This is a genomic window from Caulobacter sp. KR2-114 (genome assembly GCF_049446115.1).
Classification (GTDB): Bacteria; Pseudomonadota; Alphaproteobacteria; order Caulobacterales; family Caulobacteraceae; genus Acaudatibacter.
Map to the genome: position 1 here is coordinate 271,409 of NZ_JBMSEC010000001.1, position 15,944 is coordinate 287,352.

Genomic DNA, 15,944 nt, shown 5'->3' on the forward strand with positions numbered 1-15,944 from the left:
CGAAGCTCGCACTGACCCAGCCAGACTACAAGCTGTAGACGTGCTCACCGCGCGGCTAGCGCAGCGCCCGATTGAGTACGACCGCGATACGGACGCCCGCGCGTCGCAGCTGCAGCTCTGCGTCCTGCTGGACCTGCGCCTGATAGGCATCGGACACGGTGACAGAGCCCTTGTCAGCGCGCGTCGGCCGGCTGGGCAGGGCGTAGGCATCCTTTCGAGCGATCGCGAAGGCCTCCAGCGCCCAGGATCGGACCGTACCTCTCGCCGACGCCTTCCGCTGCGCCGCAGTGGTCTCGGTGTCCAGCTTGTCGGCGATCGCCTCCGGCACAGGTCCGAGCGTCTTCACGACGCCGGTGTCCCAGAAGCTGTGCAGGTTCTTCGACCCGCCCGCCTCTGGCGCCAGGCCCACACAGTTGCCGCCCTCGTCCTGGTGGTCGGAACTGTGCAGCGGTTGATCGATGTCGCCCAGGATGTGGATCAGGAACTTCAGCGCGATGATCTGCTCGTCGGCGGTGCCGTCGCGGGAGGCGAGCTCGGCTTCGAACTCGCCGACCTTGTTGATGCTGCAGTCCTTCGCGGGCCCAGCGCTGGCGACCTGCCCAGGGGCGAGCTTTGGGACCCCGGCGCATGCCCCGTCGAGCTCAGGCTGATCGATCTCGATGTCGGCGAAGTGCCACTCAGAGGTCTCGCGGTGGTGCGTCCTGTACTTGTCCGCCCAGGTCGCGCGGCTCGCGATGTCTGGCGGCCTCAGGGTGTCGGAGTCGGCCGCCAGGAGGGCGCCGACGCGCGCCTTGGCCGCCGGCGTGAGATGCCGGTAGGCGATCAGGGCGGTGACCTTGTGGCCGACGTCGCCCCAGGCCGCGGCAGGGCTGGCGGCGGCGGTCAGGAGCGCGACGGCAACGGACAGGCGCACCGCGCCCGCATCTGGATCGACAGCTCATGACCGACGCTCGGCGCACGCGCATAGTCCAGCGTCACCCAACGCCGCGCTCTCGCGCCGACGCTGGCGTCCCCGCGCCTCACGCCGCCCAAGGCCTCATCCACTGCATGTCCGGCGACGACCACCGCACCAGGCAAGGACGCCTCCGACTACCCCAAGACGCCCAACCGAACGACCGGCCACGCCTCCCACGACGGTCAACCCCGAGCGCCGGCGCCTAATCCCCATAGGCGCTGCCGGCTGACCGCGGCTTCTTCCCCTGAAGGCTTCCGGACGGCGACCCCCGTGGCGCACCCCACATCGGTGCTGGGCCGCCATCCGAAACGCTCAACAACAACGGACCTTGGGAGAACGCCGAAAAGCGGACTTTCGTCGTTACTTCACCGTCGGCAATCGTGGCGAACGTCGCAGCTCCTACCGGGCCCGCCTTGGCTTGGCCTGGGTGAGCAATGAAGACAGCTTCATTGCCACGCTCGACGCATTACCTTGCGATGCCGGGATCGCGACGCGCCTTCGCAAGGAGAACGAAAACGATGGGCTGACGAAAGGCGACCGCAGCCTAGCGACCGCCTCGAGCTCAGCCGGCTTCTGCACGTTGAGCAGTACGCAAGTAACGATTGCGCAAACCGAATTGTTCGCGTCATTGTGTAGCTAGGGAAAGGAATTGCCGACGATTGGAGATCAGCACTCCAACTTCGACGGCGTGGAGGGGCGAATGAGCCAATACAAGCGGCAGCCTTAGCGCTTGGCGGACTTCTTACACTGGATGCGGCGAAGGAATTTCTTGGCCTCTCCAAGATCACTCAAATCGCGATGGCTAGCTGAGCGTGACATTAGGCATGGTGGCGCAGCCGCCGACTGCGCCGAGCCCCAATGTGGTCGCCATCAAAATCGCTCTTCGCATAGCCCCCTCCTTGCCTTGCTCTAGTTGACTCCGCTGAAGACGATCGCCTCGACATCGCTCAGGTCCTTGGGCTGAGGCGGCAGCGGAGCAGGGTCGGGCACAACCGCGTGATCGACGATCCGCGCGGTCCTCCGAAATGTGATCATCGGCGCCTTGGTGCTGCCGGCTGGCGGACCCGCCGCTATGGGACAGGGCGTAAAATCGCCCCCTGGCCGGTCCACAAAGAGCCAGGCCTCCCCTTCCTGTCGCTTGAACGCCCAGAGATTGTCGCGGTCGCGTTGGGAGACGTTCGCCCCGTCGGTGACGCAGCGCAGCCCCCAGCTGTCCTCTACTTGGCCGATCCAAGTTTCAACCCGGTATCCGCCTGGCGCACCGGGATCAGCTATGCGGACCTTCAACAGGTCGTCGTAGAGTAGCAAGGCCGCAGGAATGTCGAGCTTGGAGCCGGAGACCAAGTTCCAGCGTACCTGAGCGCCGCCCAGCAGCTCTCCGGAGATCAGGATGCGGGTGCGAATCTGCGCGGGCTTGAGCGATCCATCCAGCGACGCCAGCAGGGACGCGGCGAAGGTGACGATGGGGGCGGCTGTCGAAGTGCCGCTGAGCGCCACCTGGTGGTCGGCGTCCTTCCATGACAGCACCCCGCACCCAGGGGCCGCGATATCCACCGACTTTTGACCGTAGTTGGTGAACCAAGCCAAGCGGCTGGGCTCGGCCGCATCGTGAGCCGCCACGGAGATCACGTTGGGCCGGTCCCCAAGGGCGCCTGGGAATTCCAGGGCGACGGTGGCCGGCTCGCTGTCATTTCCGGCCGCGACCACGAAGAGAGCGTCGCCCATCGTCGCGAAGAGGCTCTGGAAATAGCCGCGGGATCCGCCGCCTTGGTAGGCGACGCTCATGTTCACGATGCTCAGCTCACGTCGGTCGCCGATGGCGTTCGTGAGCAGGGGCTGCAGGCCCTGCTCACTGTTTTCCACCAGGTCGTGTTCGCCCGCACCCAGCGCGATGATCGTAAGGTCGAGCCTCGAGTCCTGGAGGAGGGCGTCCCGCGGCGTCTGGAAGTCGGGCCCGCCAAGCACCAGGCCGGCAACGTGGGTGCCATGGGAGGCGTCGTCGTCCGGCGTGAAACTGTCGGGTTGAGCGGCGAAAGCGTCGTTCTTGTAGTTGTTCGGCCAGACCGTCCTTGGCCCAAACCTGGAGACCGGACCAACTACGCCTTCGGAGTTCGACCACCTCAGAAAGAGCGACGGCGGAAAGGAGCTCGCGAAGCGTGAGCCGTGTCGCTCCAGGCCAAAAAAGCCGTTGTCGACCACGTAGATCGAGGCGGACCCCGCCCGGCGGGTCTTGTCGCGCCGCTTTTGCGACCAGTCGAAGACCGATTGGACCAGCGCCGCATCCACCGCTGAGCTCGTGGCGGGACAGGTCGAACCCGCCGCTCCGCCGCGGGTGGGATCGGCAACCGTCTCCAGGATCCGTCCTCTCATCGGGGTCGCAACGAACGCCGCCGCCGCAGGCTGGCCGCCGATCGTCTGCAGGGCCATCAACTTCTGCGCCGCATCATCTGCGGTCAGCCCCTCGATCGGCCGAAGTTCGACGGGGGTCGTCACCACGCCGCGGAACTGCTGGACGGACCGGTTCAGGGCGGCCGGAAACGACTGCAGGACCCGGCGCCGTTCCTGGCCGGCGGGCGCAGTGCTGATGGCCGCGAAGTCCGCGGCCGCCCCACTTGCGATTTCACCGGGGCGGGGCGTCACGGGCAGCAGCGAAACCTTCAGGCAGGCCGGCCATTTCAACGTATCGGCCGCTGTCCCCAAGGGCGCGTCGAAGCTGTATTTCGCGCCCGTGTTCAGGGTCTGGAACTCAACGAGGTATGCAGGCGAGACCGCTCCGCAAAGCTGGGTGATCTCTTGCCGTAGGGTAAGGGTAGGAGCCTGCTCAAGCTGGCCGCCGGAGAACTCGGTGAACTTGAATTGCCGCGCGACCAGGCGAACGGTTTCAGCGTCCAGCACCGCCGAACTGGCCCGCGCCACGATCACCTGGTCCTCGGCGGCGACCGAGTCACCGGCGAGCAGCACAATCATCGCGCTGGCGACCAGGATCCTTACGGGCGACATGAGGTCGCCACCGATGGATCGGAGAGGCCGCAGATATAGGCGCCTGAAAATCCCGAGACCCAGGTCTTCGCCCACCCCGCGAACTGAGGTGAACTCAGCATGGCCACCCGGGAGAGATACCCTGGGCCGCCGTGCTGGAACGTCGAGTTCACCCCTCTGACGCTGCGCGGGACGTCCTGGTGGCTGGTTGTGGCGCCGGTGATCAGTGGACCGCCCGAGTCTCCGGGACAGAGGGCCGGACGATCGGTCTCGGTGGCGGTGATGATGGAATAGTTGCCCATGCTCCCGGCACCGTCCGGCGCATAGCCAATCTCGGTGTCGCCGATCGCGAGCGTCTGGTTCATGACGGTGGGGGACTGGATGTCGGTGCAGCCGTATCCCGTCAGCAACACCGGATCGCCACGCTTGACGGGCCTGACGTCGATGTTCTCGAACTTCATCTGCGCAATGGCGGGGTGAGGCTCGTCGAGCTTGGCGAAGCAAAGCGCCACGTCTTCGCTGCGACGAGGCGCCGGCGCTCCGGCGTCGGGGGGATCGAGATAGGCCGGCTGGAGCGCGCACGTCATGCGCACGCGCTCCTTGTCCACGGAGAGGTAGGCCGCCCTCAGCTCACCCTTGGGATCGCGCTGATCGAGGCAATGTGCAGCCAGGAGCACCACCACCGGGCCCACCAGCGCGCCAGTGCATCGCTCATCGACGGGACGGACGGTGCCCGAAGCGCCGATGACCGGGGTGACTACAACCGTGTTCCAGAATCTCGATTTAACGTCGACCTGCTGGCCGTGGATGATTTGGGTGCGGGACTTTGGAAGCACCGTGGTGACGAGGACAAAATCCACCGTAGGGTCGGCGGCCGGCTGCGACGGCGCCTGCTGCGCGCAGGCGGAGACGGTCAGCGTGCTCGCGCCCGCTGCTACGCACCCCAAACGCCACGCGTCGTAGCGGTGCACTCCCCCCTCCACCCTGGGACGATCACCCTATGGTAGCACCATTTCCCGACACCACCAGCGCTTCTGCATGAGGAGCCCTCGCCCAATCAAGCACGTCCCCGCATCGCCAACGCAATACGATTGGCTGCCTTCGGCTTTCATGGGCTGTTTCACCCTCCCCCCATCATGCTCCGGCTCAATAGCCAATTCGTCACCGCCGTCTGGTCGGGAGACGGACCTCGCGAATGACCGAAAAGCGAACCTTCCGAGCGACCTCTCAGCGGCGAGCGCAGTTGCAGTTCCCGCGATAGTTCAGCTGCACGTCCGCTTTTGACGCAGGCCGCAGCCATCTAACACCCGACGTTCCATTCCGAGGCACTAGAGTAGTTGTCGCGACAAATTCCGCATTCACGCGACGTCGTCCCTAGAGCCGGGCTCGCATATGATCGACGTGATTTTTGATTCTTGGGGGCCACCGGTGTCCGAAGGCCAACACATCATTGGAACCCTGCGATGCGCCGGTGGGCCGCGGGCTGACCGCAGCCGCGACGCCGGCGTTGCCCTGACCTTTGGGCGGCCGGAGCGCGCTTCGTGATGGCCCATAATCATTATGCAATTGCGAAGCCCACGCGACCGGTACCGCATGCGCCGAGTGCCATCGACCTTTTCTCGGGCGCGGGCGGCCTCACGCTTGGCCTACTCGCCGCTGGCTTTGATGTTCGGTTCTCCTCAGACATCGACGAAGCGTGCGAAGCTACGCACCTGCGCAACATGCCCAACGTCCCGTTCGTGCGCGCCGCGGTGGAAGCCCTCACTCCTGAGCTGATCCTCGAGAAGGCGGGCCTGGCGCCGGGTGAGCTCGACCTCCTCGTCGGTGGCCCGCCGTGCCAGGGGTTCAGCATTATCGGCCAGCGCGTGGTTTGGGATCCGCGCAATGGCCTCGTGAAACACTTCCTGCGCATCGCCGCCGCGTTGAAACCGCGCTGCGTGGTCATCGAAAACGTGCCCGGCCTTGCGACTCTGGCTGGCGGAGCCGTGTTGAAGGACATCGGGCGCAGCTTCGCTGAAGCCGGCTATGCCGTGGAGTGTGCCGAGCTACTCGCAGCCCAGTATGGCGTGCCGCAAATGCGCTGGCGGATGTTCTTCATCGGTTGGCGGATCGATGAGGAGCGCAGCGGCGGCTTCCCCGTGCCGACCCACGGTCGCGCCGGGATCGGCGATCTCGTGCCGAACCGGACGATCAGGGCCGCCGACATGCACGGGTTCGTCACGATCGGCGAGGCGATCGGCGATCTCCCCGCAGTCGACGCCGGCGCTCGGCAGGAGCGTTATGACCAAGCGCCCCGTGGGCTCTACCAAATGGCCATGCGTGCCCAGAGCGATGGGCTCTCGAACCACTACGCGCCTCGTCTGTCAAAACAGAACCTGGCGCGGATCGAAGCGCTCAAACCTGGACAGGATTGGCGCGATCTGCCGCGTGAACTGCTTCCGGCGGGGATGCAGCGCGCGCATCGCAAAGACCATACTCGCCGCTACCGGCGCATGGCCTGGGATGGTGTTGCGCGATCAATCATCACGCGCTTCCGTGACCCGAAATCGGGTGAATACACTCATCCCGAGCAGCACCGCACGATCAGCATCCGCGAAGCGGCGCGCATCCAGAGCTTCCCCGATTGGTTCGTGTTTGAAGGCAGCAACACCCAGCAATACGACCAGGTCGGCAATGCCGTTCCGCCCCTCCTGGGACGGGCGGTCGCCGCCGAGCTCAAGGGCTTGCTCGAGGCCGAGGTGGCGGAACGGCGCCCGCCTGTGAAATCACGCTACCGCCTCCCCACGCCCCCGTTGCTTGCGGCCGAGTAGACCATGGCGAGCAAGAAGAGCCGTGGAGAGCCTGGCAACTTTGTGAGCGAGTGGTTCGGCCATCGCGTTCATCCGGCGGTGATTTCGACGGTCGCATCGGTGGCCGACCAGCAAAGCGGACGCTGCCCGTTCCTCTCGAGCGCCACGACCGAAGACCGCCCGTGCATCAAGTCCGCGGCGGCCAAAGGCGTCTGCACGATCAGTTCGCTCTCGAACGGCGCGCGTCAGGATTGGCTCGTGTGCCCCTATCGCGCACTCAGCGGCGATCTTGTTGCACGATCGACGCGACAGCTCTTCGCTGTGCCCGAGGCCACGGACATCTTCGTCACGCCCGCGTCGACCCTGGCCAAGGAAACGATCCGAGACGACATCAGAGCGCGACTGAGCCGGGGCCAGCCTGTCTACATTTACTTTGATAAGAAGACCGGGGGCGAGCTCTCAATCCCGCCCTCTGAGCGCTCGCCGGAATTCTCGTTCGACGTCACGATCGTCGAGATCAAGATGGAAGACGGCGCGCCCCACGTCGGCCGCTTCGGGATTCTGGAAATTCAGACCATGGACTTCCACGGCTCTTATCGCGACGCCGTCCGCAACCTCACGGACGGGTTGCGCATGCATCCGGCTCGCTTCGGCCCCACCGTCCAGGAGAACCAGTGGTGGCTCTCCCACGGGGTGGAGGGCCCGAACATCGCCAATGTGTTCAAGCGGACCTTCTACCAGATGATCTTCAAGTTCCAGCTGGGGCAGCACGATCGCTGCGTCGGCTGTGTGCTGGCGATCCCGCAGTCAGTTTGGGACTCATGGCAACGCCACCTGGGCGGCCCCACCCTGCAGGCGGAGGTGGACGGGACGATGAGCCTGCTCGCACCCGGGCGCGCGCGCCTCGATCCGTGCCCGGCGTGGATCTATGTGTTCGAGCCCGACGCGACCTCGCCGATGACACCCTCCCCGATCCGCCTGAAACAGATGATCGGGACCGATGCGCCCTCGATCTCACACTGGGCGCTCGAGGTGGCTCCTGAGGCGGCGCTCTCGAACATCGATGCCGAGTTTGGGTTCCTGGCCAACCTCTCGCGCCGCGTGAAGATGTTCTGGCCCGAACTCGCGCGCACGATCAAGGTGGCCGTGCCCGAAGGCGGCCCAACGAAGGGACGCCGTCGCAAGCCGCGCGCTGCCGAAATCCCGCTCACGGACGCCGAGGCGGTTTCAGACTATTCCGGACCAGGGGCCGACGCAGTGCACGGGGAAGAGCCGGACGAGGGCTAGCGAGGGGCGGAATGAGCGAGGCCATTCGAGAGGCGCCCGCCGACGGTGTGGGCAAGATGCTGCAGGACGACCGCTTCGTCGTCCCGAACCATCAGCGCGACTATTCGTGGAAAGTCGACCAAGTCGAGCAGCTGTTCGACGACATCGAGGAGGCGCTCAACAAGGGCAGCAGCGCCCACTTCCTGGGTCTTATGGTCTTCCTGCGTGACGGCGAACGGATGAAGGTCCTCGACGGGCAGCAGCGGCTGGCGACCATCGTCATAATCCTGGCCGCCGTGCGGAATTGGCTCCAGCAGTACAGCGACCACAAGCCCGATGCCCAGAAGATCCAAGACTGGTTCATCGGCCGGAGTGAGCTCGGACAGCGTGACTTGACGCCGCGGCTGACGCTAAACGCCGCCAACAACCAGATTTTCGCGGACTACGTGCTGAAGTCGGTCGCGGCGAAAGATGTCACCGCCGCGAAGGACGCCCTCAAGCGGCAGGATCCGAACCGCCGGCTTCTCGAAGCCGCTCTCTACGCCCATGCCCGGATCGACAAAATCGCTTCGAACCAGGGCTCGCCCGAGGCTGCAGCAACGCGGCTCATGGAAATGGTCAAGTTCATCCGCGACAAGGTCAAGGCCGTGCGACTGCTCGTGGAAAGCGAGGATGCCGCCTACACGATCTTCGAGACACTGAACGATCGCGGCCTGGAGCTCTCGCCGCTCGACCTGATAAAGAACCATCTCTACCGCAGCGCCGGTATCCAAGACGGCGACCAGATGCGAGACCTAGAGCGGCGCTGGCATCAGATGATGGCGACGCTCTCCAACGTCAGTGCCGACACCTTCTTGCGCGTGTTCTGGACGTCCCGACACGGCCGAATCCGCTCAAACAACCTCTTCGACGCCTTCAAGAAGGAGTACGTCGCGTCGGCGATGGCGATCGAGCTGTCGCGCGACATGCTGAACGCTGCCGAGCACTACGCCGCCATTGGCTCAGCCGACGACCCCGTGTGGGCCGAGTATCCTGAGGCCGTCCGCGCGTCAGTACGTGCGTTGCGCCAGGTCGGCGGCGCAATCATGCACCCAGTGATCATGTCAGCGATCGCTAGGTTCGAAGCGCGCGAGATGGAGCGCTTGCTGCGGCTCCTGGAAGTGATTGTCGTCCGCTACCAGCTGATCGGCGGCGGCGCGACCGGACGCATGGAGAGTATCGCCGCGACCGTCGCCAAGGATATCTACACCGGCGAGCTGACGAGTGCGTCCGCCGTGTTCCAGGAAATGAAGGAACTCTATCCCTCGGACGACGAGTTCCGGTCGGCCTTCACCTACCGCCAAGAAAGCAAGAATGCCCTCGCAAAGTATTATCTGGTGAAGCTTGAGGGCGAGGCCCGCCGACTAGAGCAGGGTGGAATGGCTCGAGAGCTTGCGCCCGGGGAGCTCACCGTTGAACACGTGCTTCCCCGCAACCCCGGGCCCGAATGGGCCGACGAACTCGCCACCGACGAGGCGCTGGCCGAGGATTGCACCTATAGCTTGGGTAATCTGTGCCTGCTGACGCACGTAAATCGTGACCTCGGCCGCAAAGGATTCGCCGACAAGCGGTCGACCTTCGCGGAGAGTAATCTGCTCACGACGAAGAGTGTCGGCGCATTCCCCGGCTGGGCGCGACCACAGATTGAGGCGCGTCAGCAGGCTTTGGCGCAGCTCGCCGTCAATGCGTGGCGCTTTGCGTAGCCTGCGCCCCTACATAGGTTTGTCACCGCGCAAGGGTGCCACCTAGACTAGCGGATCTTCCGAACTTCGCTGATGAGCCCAAGTCCGACGTTGTAGTGTTAGGCCACTCGGCCTTAGGGCCCTACCCCCGCCTTCTCAGCAGCGTCAGATAATCCCCCCGCATCATTCGCTCACCAAACCGCACGAGCCTGATCGTGGCGTCCCGCACCGAAGCCGTCTTCCACGGCTCGCCCTCAACGACCGCCTCGCCGAACAGGGATTTTGCGATGGCCCGGTAGCTTGCGCCCCCGCGGGCTCCGTCAAGGGCGCGCAGGGCTTGCGCCAGTCGACGGCGGCGAAGCGCAGACATCCCTCCCCCTGACGGTCCAGCCCTTCTGTGCAGAGCGTCCGCCGCCCGGACCCGGAGTCCGTAGTCACGATCAAAGGCCAACACGACGACGAGCGGGCCATCCGGCCTGGCCTCGCCACGCAGGAACAGCTGAAGGCCATTGGCCAGCCGAAGATGCCGTCCATCCTCCGCATGCCTCACGCCCCCCACGGCACGGAGTGGCCGCCGGGGCGCCCCCTGCCCCTCCCCGCCCGCTACCAACGGCACCACGAACCCCGGCGCTACTTCGGGTCGCCAGAACACCTCGGCGTCGGGCGCGGCGTCTTGGGGATCTGTCCCAAATCTGAGCCCCCACCGCGGATCGATGTCCGCCGCACCGCCCCCGTTTGCGAAGTCCGCCACATAGTCCGGATTGCGGCGTAGGAATTCCCAGGCGTAGTCCGCAGCGCTCAGGCGCGCAGGGTCCCGCCCGCGCCCGCCGCCGGGACTGTCGTGTCCCGCAAGGCCATCGGACGTCGCCATGGACCGATGACGTCAGATCGAAACCGTCCGCGCACTCGCCAGATGCGTGCAGGCCGCCGAGTCGCAGAGACTTCAGGGAGCGCCCGCAGCGTTTCGGGTTATCACCCCCGCAATTACGGGGTCAGGCCCGCAGCATTCAGGCCCGGGACTTCCGAGCCAGGATCGAGGCCACGACGCGGTCGAGCCAATCCATGTCGTCATCGTTCAGCCCGGACACCCGTTCGATCAGCCGAACGAGCGGATCATTGCGGCCCGCCTCTGCCGCGAAATCACCGACTCCGAAGAGGTCACGCACCGCCACGCCCAGCGCATCCGCTAAGTCTTGGAGCGTCTCGAAACTCGGGGCGGTTCGGCCGCGTTCGACGCCGCCGATGGTCTCAAGTGATCTTCCCGTCCGGTCAGCGAGCTCTGCCTGTGTGAGGCCCAAGCGTTCGCGGTGATGACGAACCAGAGCTCCAACCTGCCGCCGCAATGTCGACATCCACCCAAACCACCTCGCGAACTCGTCGCGGGACTTTCGGGCAGCGCGCTCAGGACACAGAGGAAAGCAAAACACACCAATTGTCGCTTTATGTGTTTTCAACACACATTGGTTGTACGAACCTGTGGGCCGAACCCTGACAGGGCCAGGCAGTATGGACGGATTTGGACGCCCCTTGGACGCGCCGCGCACGCAGAGCCGCGTGCTGGAAGACCTCTTCAAGCGGCACCACCGCTGGTTGGCGGCTGTCCTCAAGCGCCGCTACGGCGCCGAAGCGGCCGAGGATCTGGCGCAGGAGACCTACCTGAAGCTGGCGCGGCGCCAGGGCGACGCGGCGATCCAGCACCCGCGGGCCTTGCTGATGCACGTCGCCAAGAACCTCGCCATAGACCAGAACCGGCGGGCGCGGCGCGAAGTCGAGGCATCCGCTTCGTCGCCCGAGACCGAAGTGCTTCCTACCCCGCCACAGCAGCAGCAGGCGCTGCTGCTCAAGCAGATCGTGCTGGCTCTCCCGCCCAAGTTGCGCGATGTCTTTGTGCTGAACCAGATCGAGGGCCTCACCCACCAGGAGATCGCCCGGTTGCGCGGCATCTCGGTCAAGACCGTAGAATGGCGGATGCGGAAGGCCCTCGCTCAGTGCGTCGCAGCGATGAAGGACTAGGCGACCGCGCCATGAGCGACGAGCAACGGGAGACGCGCCGGCGCACCGACGAGGCGGCGGACTGGTTCACGCGGATGAGCAGCCCGCGGATTTCCAATGAGACGCTCGACGGCTTCTGGACCTGGCGACGCGATCCGCTGAACCGGGCGGCCTACGAACGGGTCGAGCAGGTAGCCGGGCTGGCGGGAACCCTCGGGAGCGATCCGGAGATCCGCGCCGCCGTCCAGCAGGCCATCAGCCGGCGGCCGTGGTGGCGGACCCTGGCCGACGGCTTGAGCGCCCGTCGCGCCCTTCTCTTCACGGGCGGCGCCCTAGTGGTCGCGGCCCTGGCGGGAGGGCTCTTCCTGCTGCTGAACCGCGGCGAGGAGTACAGCACGGGGATCGGGCAGCAGACCACCATCAAGCTGTCGGACGGCTCGTCTCTGCGGCTGGACACCGACAGCAGGGTGCGGGTGCATTTCGAGGAGAGGCGCCGGCTGCTGACGCTCGAACATGGCCAGGCCTTCTTTCAGGTCGCCCATGACAGCGCCCGCCCCTTCATCGTCGACGCCGGCAGCGCCCAGGTGCGGGCGGTGGGCACCGAGTTCGACGTCCGGCGGTCGCCGGACGGCGTGGACGTCACCCTCACCCAGGGTCGCGTCCAGGTGACCTCCCCCGTCGTCAGGGCGGCGAGTTGGACGCTGGAGCCAGGCCAGCACATCCGCGTCGATCGCCGTGGGGCCGCGGCGGCGCCCACGCATGCGGACCTGCAGCAGGCGACCGCCTGGACGACCGGACGGATCTTCTTCCACGACACGCCGCTGGCCGAGGCGGCGGCCGAACTCAATCGCTACAACCGGCGCAAGATCACCCTCGCCGCCGACGCGCCCGCGACTGTGCGGGTCAACGGCGCCTTCGATACCGGGGACGTGGACGGCTTCGTCGCCGCGGCGGCGGACAGCCTGAACCTCTCCGCGCACCGCCAGGCCGACGGCGGCGTCGAACTGCGGCCGCAACCGTCCTCGCACGAGTAGCGACATTTTTTCGACAGGCCGCTTAGGGGTTCGCGCGTCCGTTTGCGTCTCACCCGCCAGTCCCGACCAGAAGGACCCGCCACCCCGGCGGTCCGGTCGGGCCGAGGGGTGAGTCTTCATGGGGCGGATCGGTAGTCGTCTTCTTCTCTGTTGCGCGGCGTCGGCTCTGGCCTTCGGGCCGCTCGCCGGCGTCGCCCTCGCGGCCGGCCCGCTAACGTCGGCCGAGCCCACGGTAAGGGTGTCGGTCCCGGCCGGTCCCCTGGACCGGTCGCTGATGACCCTGGCGGCGCAGACCCGGCTGCGCATCTTCTTCACCAGCGATCAGGTCGCCGGCCTGCGCGCGGCCAGGCTGGTGGGCGAGATGACGCCCAGCGCGGCCTTGAACCAGCTGCTGTCCGGCACGGGCCTCGAGGCCCACAGTCCGCAACCCGGCGTGCTGGTGCTGCGGCGCGCCGCGCCCGTCCGGGCCCCCGTGTCCGTCTCCCAGACCCGCGAGGCTCCTCAGGCCGAGGGGGCGGCCTCCCCCGTCCAGCCAATCGATCCGGTCACCGCGAGCGTCGCCGCGGAGCCATCGCCAGAGGCGCCCACCCAGCTGGACGACGTGGTCGTGATCGGCAGCCACATCCGCGGCGTGCACGAGAGCGCGTCTCCGGTGATGATCATTGGCCGGGACGACATCGATAGGGCCGGGTACACCAGCGTCGCCGGCGCGCTATCGGCGCTGCCGCAGTCCTTCGGCGGCCTGGCGAGCGAACAGACCTTCTCCACCCACGTCGACCAGAGCGGGACCAACGATTCCGACGCCACCGGTGTGAACCTGCGCGGCCTCGGGGTCGGGGCGACGCTGGTCCTGGTGAACGGCCGGCGGATGGCGGGCACGGGGTCGACCGGCGACTTCGCGGACGTCTCCTCGATCCCGCTGGCGGCGGTGGAGCGCGTCGAAGTGCTGCTGGACGGCGCCTCCGCCCTCTACGGGTCCGACGCCGTGGGCGGGGTGGTGAACATCGTCATGCGCAGCCACTACGACGGCGCCGAGACCCGGGCGTCCGTCGGCGGCGCGGCTGGCGGATACGCCACCGAACAGGTGGCGCAGACCTTCGGCAAGACCTGGTCCACGGGCCACGCCCTGGTCGCCTACGAGTACCAGGCGCATGGCGACCTGCCCGGCAACCGGCGCGCCTTCGCCGGCAACGCGGATCTCCGCAGCCTCGGCGGCAGCGATTGGCGGCAGTACTATTCGCAGCCCGGCAATGTGCTCGGCCTCAATGCGGCGGGGACGGCCTACGTCCCGCTCTACGCCATCCCCGGCGGCCAGAACGGCGTCGGCCTGACCGCCGGCGACCTGCAGGCGGCCCAGGTCAACCTGGAGAACCAGCAGAGCCTCTACGACCTGCTGCCCAGCAGCCAGCGCCACAGCATCTACGCCGTGTTCGGCCAGGACCTTGGCGAGGCGGTCGAGATTTCGGGAGACGCCCGCTACAGCCACCGCGCCTTCCGGTCGATCGGCACGCCATCGACCACCACCCTCACCATCACCCCGGCGAACCCGTATTTCCTGTCGCCGACGGGCGGCGGCTCGACCCTGGTCGCCTACTCCTTCGCCGACGAACTGGGCGGCACGGTCACCAAGGGCGCCGCCGAGAGCATGGCCTTCAGCCTCGGCGCCAACGCCAGGCTGCCGGCGGGATGGCGGCTGGACGCCTATGGCGCCTTCGCCCAGGAGCGGGGGGTCACCAACCTCACCAACGTGGTCGACAGCGCCTTCCTGGACGAGGCGCTCGGCAACACCCCCGACAACCCGGCCACCGCCTTCAAGACCTCGACGGACGGCTTCTTCAACCCGTTCATCGGCAAGGGCTCCAACCCGGCCTCGATCCTGAACTTCATCCGCTCCGGCTACGAGCACCGGGAGGACCGAAGCCAGACCATGTCGCTGAACATCCAGGCGGACGGGGCGCTCTTCAGCCTGCCCGGCGGCCCCGTCCGGCTCGCGATCGGCGGCCAGCTGCGTCGCGAGACCCTGAAGACCGGCGGCGAGAGCCTGGAGAACGCCGCCACCCCGACGCCGATCACGCAGCGCAACGTCGGCCGGGACGTGCGCAGCCTGTTCGGCGAACTGAACATCCCGGTGTTCGGCGACGCCAACGCCATTCCAGGATTTCAGCGGCTGGAGTTGTCGGTGGCCGGCCGATACGAGAACTACCAGGCCATCGGCTCGACCGCCGACCCCAAGATCGGCCTGATCTGGTCGCCGCTCACGGGCGTGGCGATCAAGGCCAGCTATGGGACCTCGTTTCGGGCGCCCAACCTGCCGGAGCTGAACGATCCCTACCGGATCGCGCCGACCTTCCTGCCAGGCCCCAACGGCAGCGTGCTCAGCCTGATCCTGATCGGCGGCAACCCCAACCTCAAGCCCGAGACCGCCACCTCCTGGACCGCGGGCGTCGAACTGACGCCAGCCGCCCTGCCCGGGCTGAAGTTCGGCGCGACCTTCTTCGACACCAACTTCAACAACCGCATCGCCCAGCCGGCGCTCGACAACATCACCACCGTGCTCACCTCGCCGGAGCTCGCGCCGTTCCGGACCCTGGTGAACCCGACCACCAGCGCGGCGGATCTGGCTGAGGTCAACGCCCTGCTGGCCAACCCGGGCGCCATCGCCCCGACCCTGTTCCCCGCGACCGCCTATGGCGCCATCGCCGACGCGCGCTGGGTGAACACCGGCCAGCTGGACGTGCAGGGCGTGGACTTCACCGCCGCCTACTCGACCACGATCGGCGCCGATCGGCTGGACCTGCAGGCCGACGTCTCCTGGCTGGACCGTTACGAACGCAAGGTGACGCCCCTGTCCACACCGGTGGCGCTGGCCGGGATCGCCGGCTACCCGGCGGACCTGCGGGGACGGGCGACGGGGACCTGGACGCATGGACCGGTCGCCGCCAGCCTCAGCCTCAACTTTGTCGGCCCGGGGCACGACCCGACCGGCCGGCGGGTGGACAGCTGGACCACCGCGGACGTCCAGCTGCGCTGGCAGCCGAAGGCGGCGAGCGGCCCTCTGCGCGGCCTCTCGCTCAGCTTGACGATCCAGAACCTCTTCGACACCGATCCGCCGTTCTACAATTCACCGTTCGGCATCGGCTACGACCCGGCCAACGCCACGGCCCTCGGGCGGCTGGCCAGCCTCCAGCTGACCAAGGCCTGGTAGCAC

At 66.8% G+C, this 15,944-nt stretch carries 11 protein-coding genes; 6 read left to right on the forward strand and 5 right to left on the reverse strand.

Going from position 1 to position 15,944, the window contains the following annotated elements; translation table 11 throughout:
• Window positions 1–55 precede the first annotated feature (55 nt).
• The 3 genes from ACO2Q3_RS01120 to ACO2Q3_RS01130 all read right to left on the reverse strand — a co-directional run bounded on the left by ACO2Q3_RS01120 (window position 56) and on the right by ACO2Q3_RS01130 (window position 4,905).
• Window positions 56–913 (reverse strand): S1/P1 nuclease, encoded by an 858-nt coding sequence (locus ACO2Q3_RS01120; protein ID WP_423304521.1) that lies wholly within the window; start codon window positions 911–913, stop codon window positions 56–58.
• Window positions 914–1,864: 951 nt separating this feature from the next.
• Window positions 1,865–3,955: a S8 family serine peptidase gene (locus ACO2Q3_RS01125; protein ID WP_423304522.1), complete on the reverse strand. Its 2,091-nt coding sequence runs from the start codon at window positions 3,953–3,955 to the stop codon at window positions 1,865–1,867.
• Window positions 3,943–4,905 carry a trypsin-like serine protease gene (locus ACO2Q3_RS01130; protein WP_423304523.1) on the reverse strand — a complete coding sequence of 321 codons (963 nt, stop codon included), beginning with the start codon at window positions 4,903–4,905 and terminating at the stop codon, window positions 3,943–3,945. Before ACO2Q3_RS01130 ends, ACO2Q3_RS01125 begins: the two co-directional genes overlap by 13 nt.
• Before the next feature lie 573 nt (window positions 4,906–5,478).
• Between ACO2Q3_RS01130 and ACO2Q3_RS01135 the strand changes: the two genes are divergently transcribed.
• From ACO2Q3_RS01135 to ACO2Q3_RS01145, 3 genes are read left to right on the forward strand one after another with little or no spacing between them, the layout of a single operon-like run.
• Entirely contained in the window at window positions 5,479–6,744 is a 1,266-nt protein-coding gene (locus ACO2Q3_RS01135; RefSeq protein WP_423304524.1) for a DNA cytosine methyltransferase, read from the forward strand.
• Between the two features lie 3 nt (window positions 6,745–6,747).
• A complete protein-coding gene (locus ACO2Q3_RS01140; RefSeq protein ID WP_423304525.1) occupies window positions 6,748–8,010 on the forward strand; it encodes a hypothetical protein in 1,263 nt (420 codons plus the stop codon).
• 11 nt (window positions 8,011–8,021) lie between these two features.
• Window positions 8,022–9,731 carry a DUF262 domain-containing protein gene (locus ACO2Q3_RS01145; protein WP_423304527.1) on the forward strand — a complete coding sequence of 570 codons (1,710 nt, stop codon included), beginning with the start codon at window positions 8,022–8,024 and terminating at the stop codon, window positions 9,729–9,731.
• A gap of 121 nt (window positions 9,732–9,852) precedes the next feature.
• Here ACO2Q3_RS01145 and ACO2Q3_RS01150 read toward each other — a convergent pair whose 3' ends face one another.
• A complete protein-coding gene (locus tag ACO2Q3_RS01150) occupies window positions 9,853–10,581 on the reverse strand; it encodes a DNA -binding domain-containing protein (protein WP_423304528.1) in 729 nt (242 codons plus the stop codon).
• Window positions 10,582–10,717: 136 nt separating this feature from the next.
• Window positions 10,718–11,053, reverse strand: a complete 336-nt coding sequence (locus ACO2Q3_RS01155; RefSeq protein WP_423304530.1) for a helix-turn-helix transcriptional regulator — start codon at window positions 11,051–11,053, stop codon at window positions 10,718–10,720.
• Between the two features lie 184 nt (window positions 11,054–11,237).
• Between ACO2Q3_RS01155 and ACO2Q3_RS01160 the strand changes: the two genes are divergently transcribed.
• The 3 genes from ACO2Q3_RS01160 to ACO2Q3_RS01170 all read left to right on the forward strand — a co-directional run bounded on the left by ACO2Q3_RS01160 (window position 11,238) and on the right by ACO2Q3_RS01170 (window position 15,941).
• The gene (locus ACO2Q3_RS01160) at window positions 11,238–11,723 is read left to right on the forward strand and encodes an RNA polymerase sigma factor (RefSeq protein WP_423304531.1); all 486 of its coding nucleotides are present in this window, start codon (window positions 11,238–11,240) and stop codon (window positions 11,721–11,723) included.
• A gap of 11 nt (window positions 11,724–11,734) precedes the next feature.
• Window positions 11,735–12,736: a FecR family protein gene (locus ACO2Q3_RS01165; RefSeq protein ID WP_423304532.1), complete on the forward strand. Its 1,002-nt coding sequence runs from the start codon at window positions 11,735–11,737 to the stop codon at window positions 12,734–12,736.
• Between the two features lie 274 nt (window positions 12,737–13,010).
• Complete coding sequence (locus ACO2Q3_RS01170; protein WP_423304533.1) at window positions 13,011–15,941, forward strand: TonB-dependent receptor; 2,931 nt, start codon at window positions 13,011–13,013, stop codon at window positions 15,939–15,941.
• Window positions 15,942–15,944: the final 3 nt, after the last annotated feature.

Excerpts from the sequence above, each read along its gene's own strand:
- ACO2Q3_RS01125 (WP_423304522.1), bottom strand. The coding sequence starts at position 3,955 with ATGTCGCCCGTAAGGATCCTGGTCGCCAGCGCGATGATTGTGCTGCTC.
- ACO2Q3_RS01135 (WP_423304524.1), top strand. The coding sequence starts at position 5,479 with ATGGCCCATAATCATTATGCAATTGCGAAGCCCACGCGACCGGTACCG.
- ACO2Q3_RS01140 (WP_423304525.1), top strand. The coding sequence starts at position 6,748 with ATGGCGAGCAAGAAGAGCCGTGGAGAGCCTGGCAACTTTGTGAGCGAG.
- ACO2Q3_RS01145 (WP_423304527.1), top strand. The coding sequence starts at position 8,022 with ATGAGCGAGGCCATTCGAGAGGCGCCCGCCGACGGTGTGGGCAAGATG.
- ACO2Q3_RS01150 (WP_423304528.1), bottom strand. The coding sequence starts at position 10,581 with ATGGCGACGTCCGATGGCCTTGCGGGACACGACAGTCCCGGCGGCGGG.
- ACO2Q3_RS01165 (WP_423304532.1), top strand. The coding sequence starts at position 11,735 with ATGAGCGACGAGCAACGGGAGACGCGCCGGCGCACCGACGAGGCGGCG.
- ACO2Q3_RS01170 (WP_423304533.1), top strand. The coding sequence starts at position 13,011 with ATGACCCTGGCGGCGCAGACCCGGCTGCGCATCTTCTTCACCAGCGAT.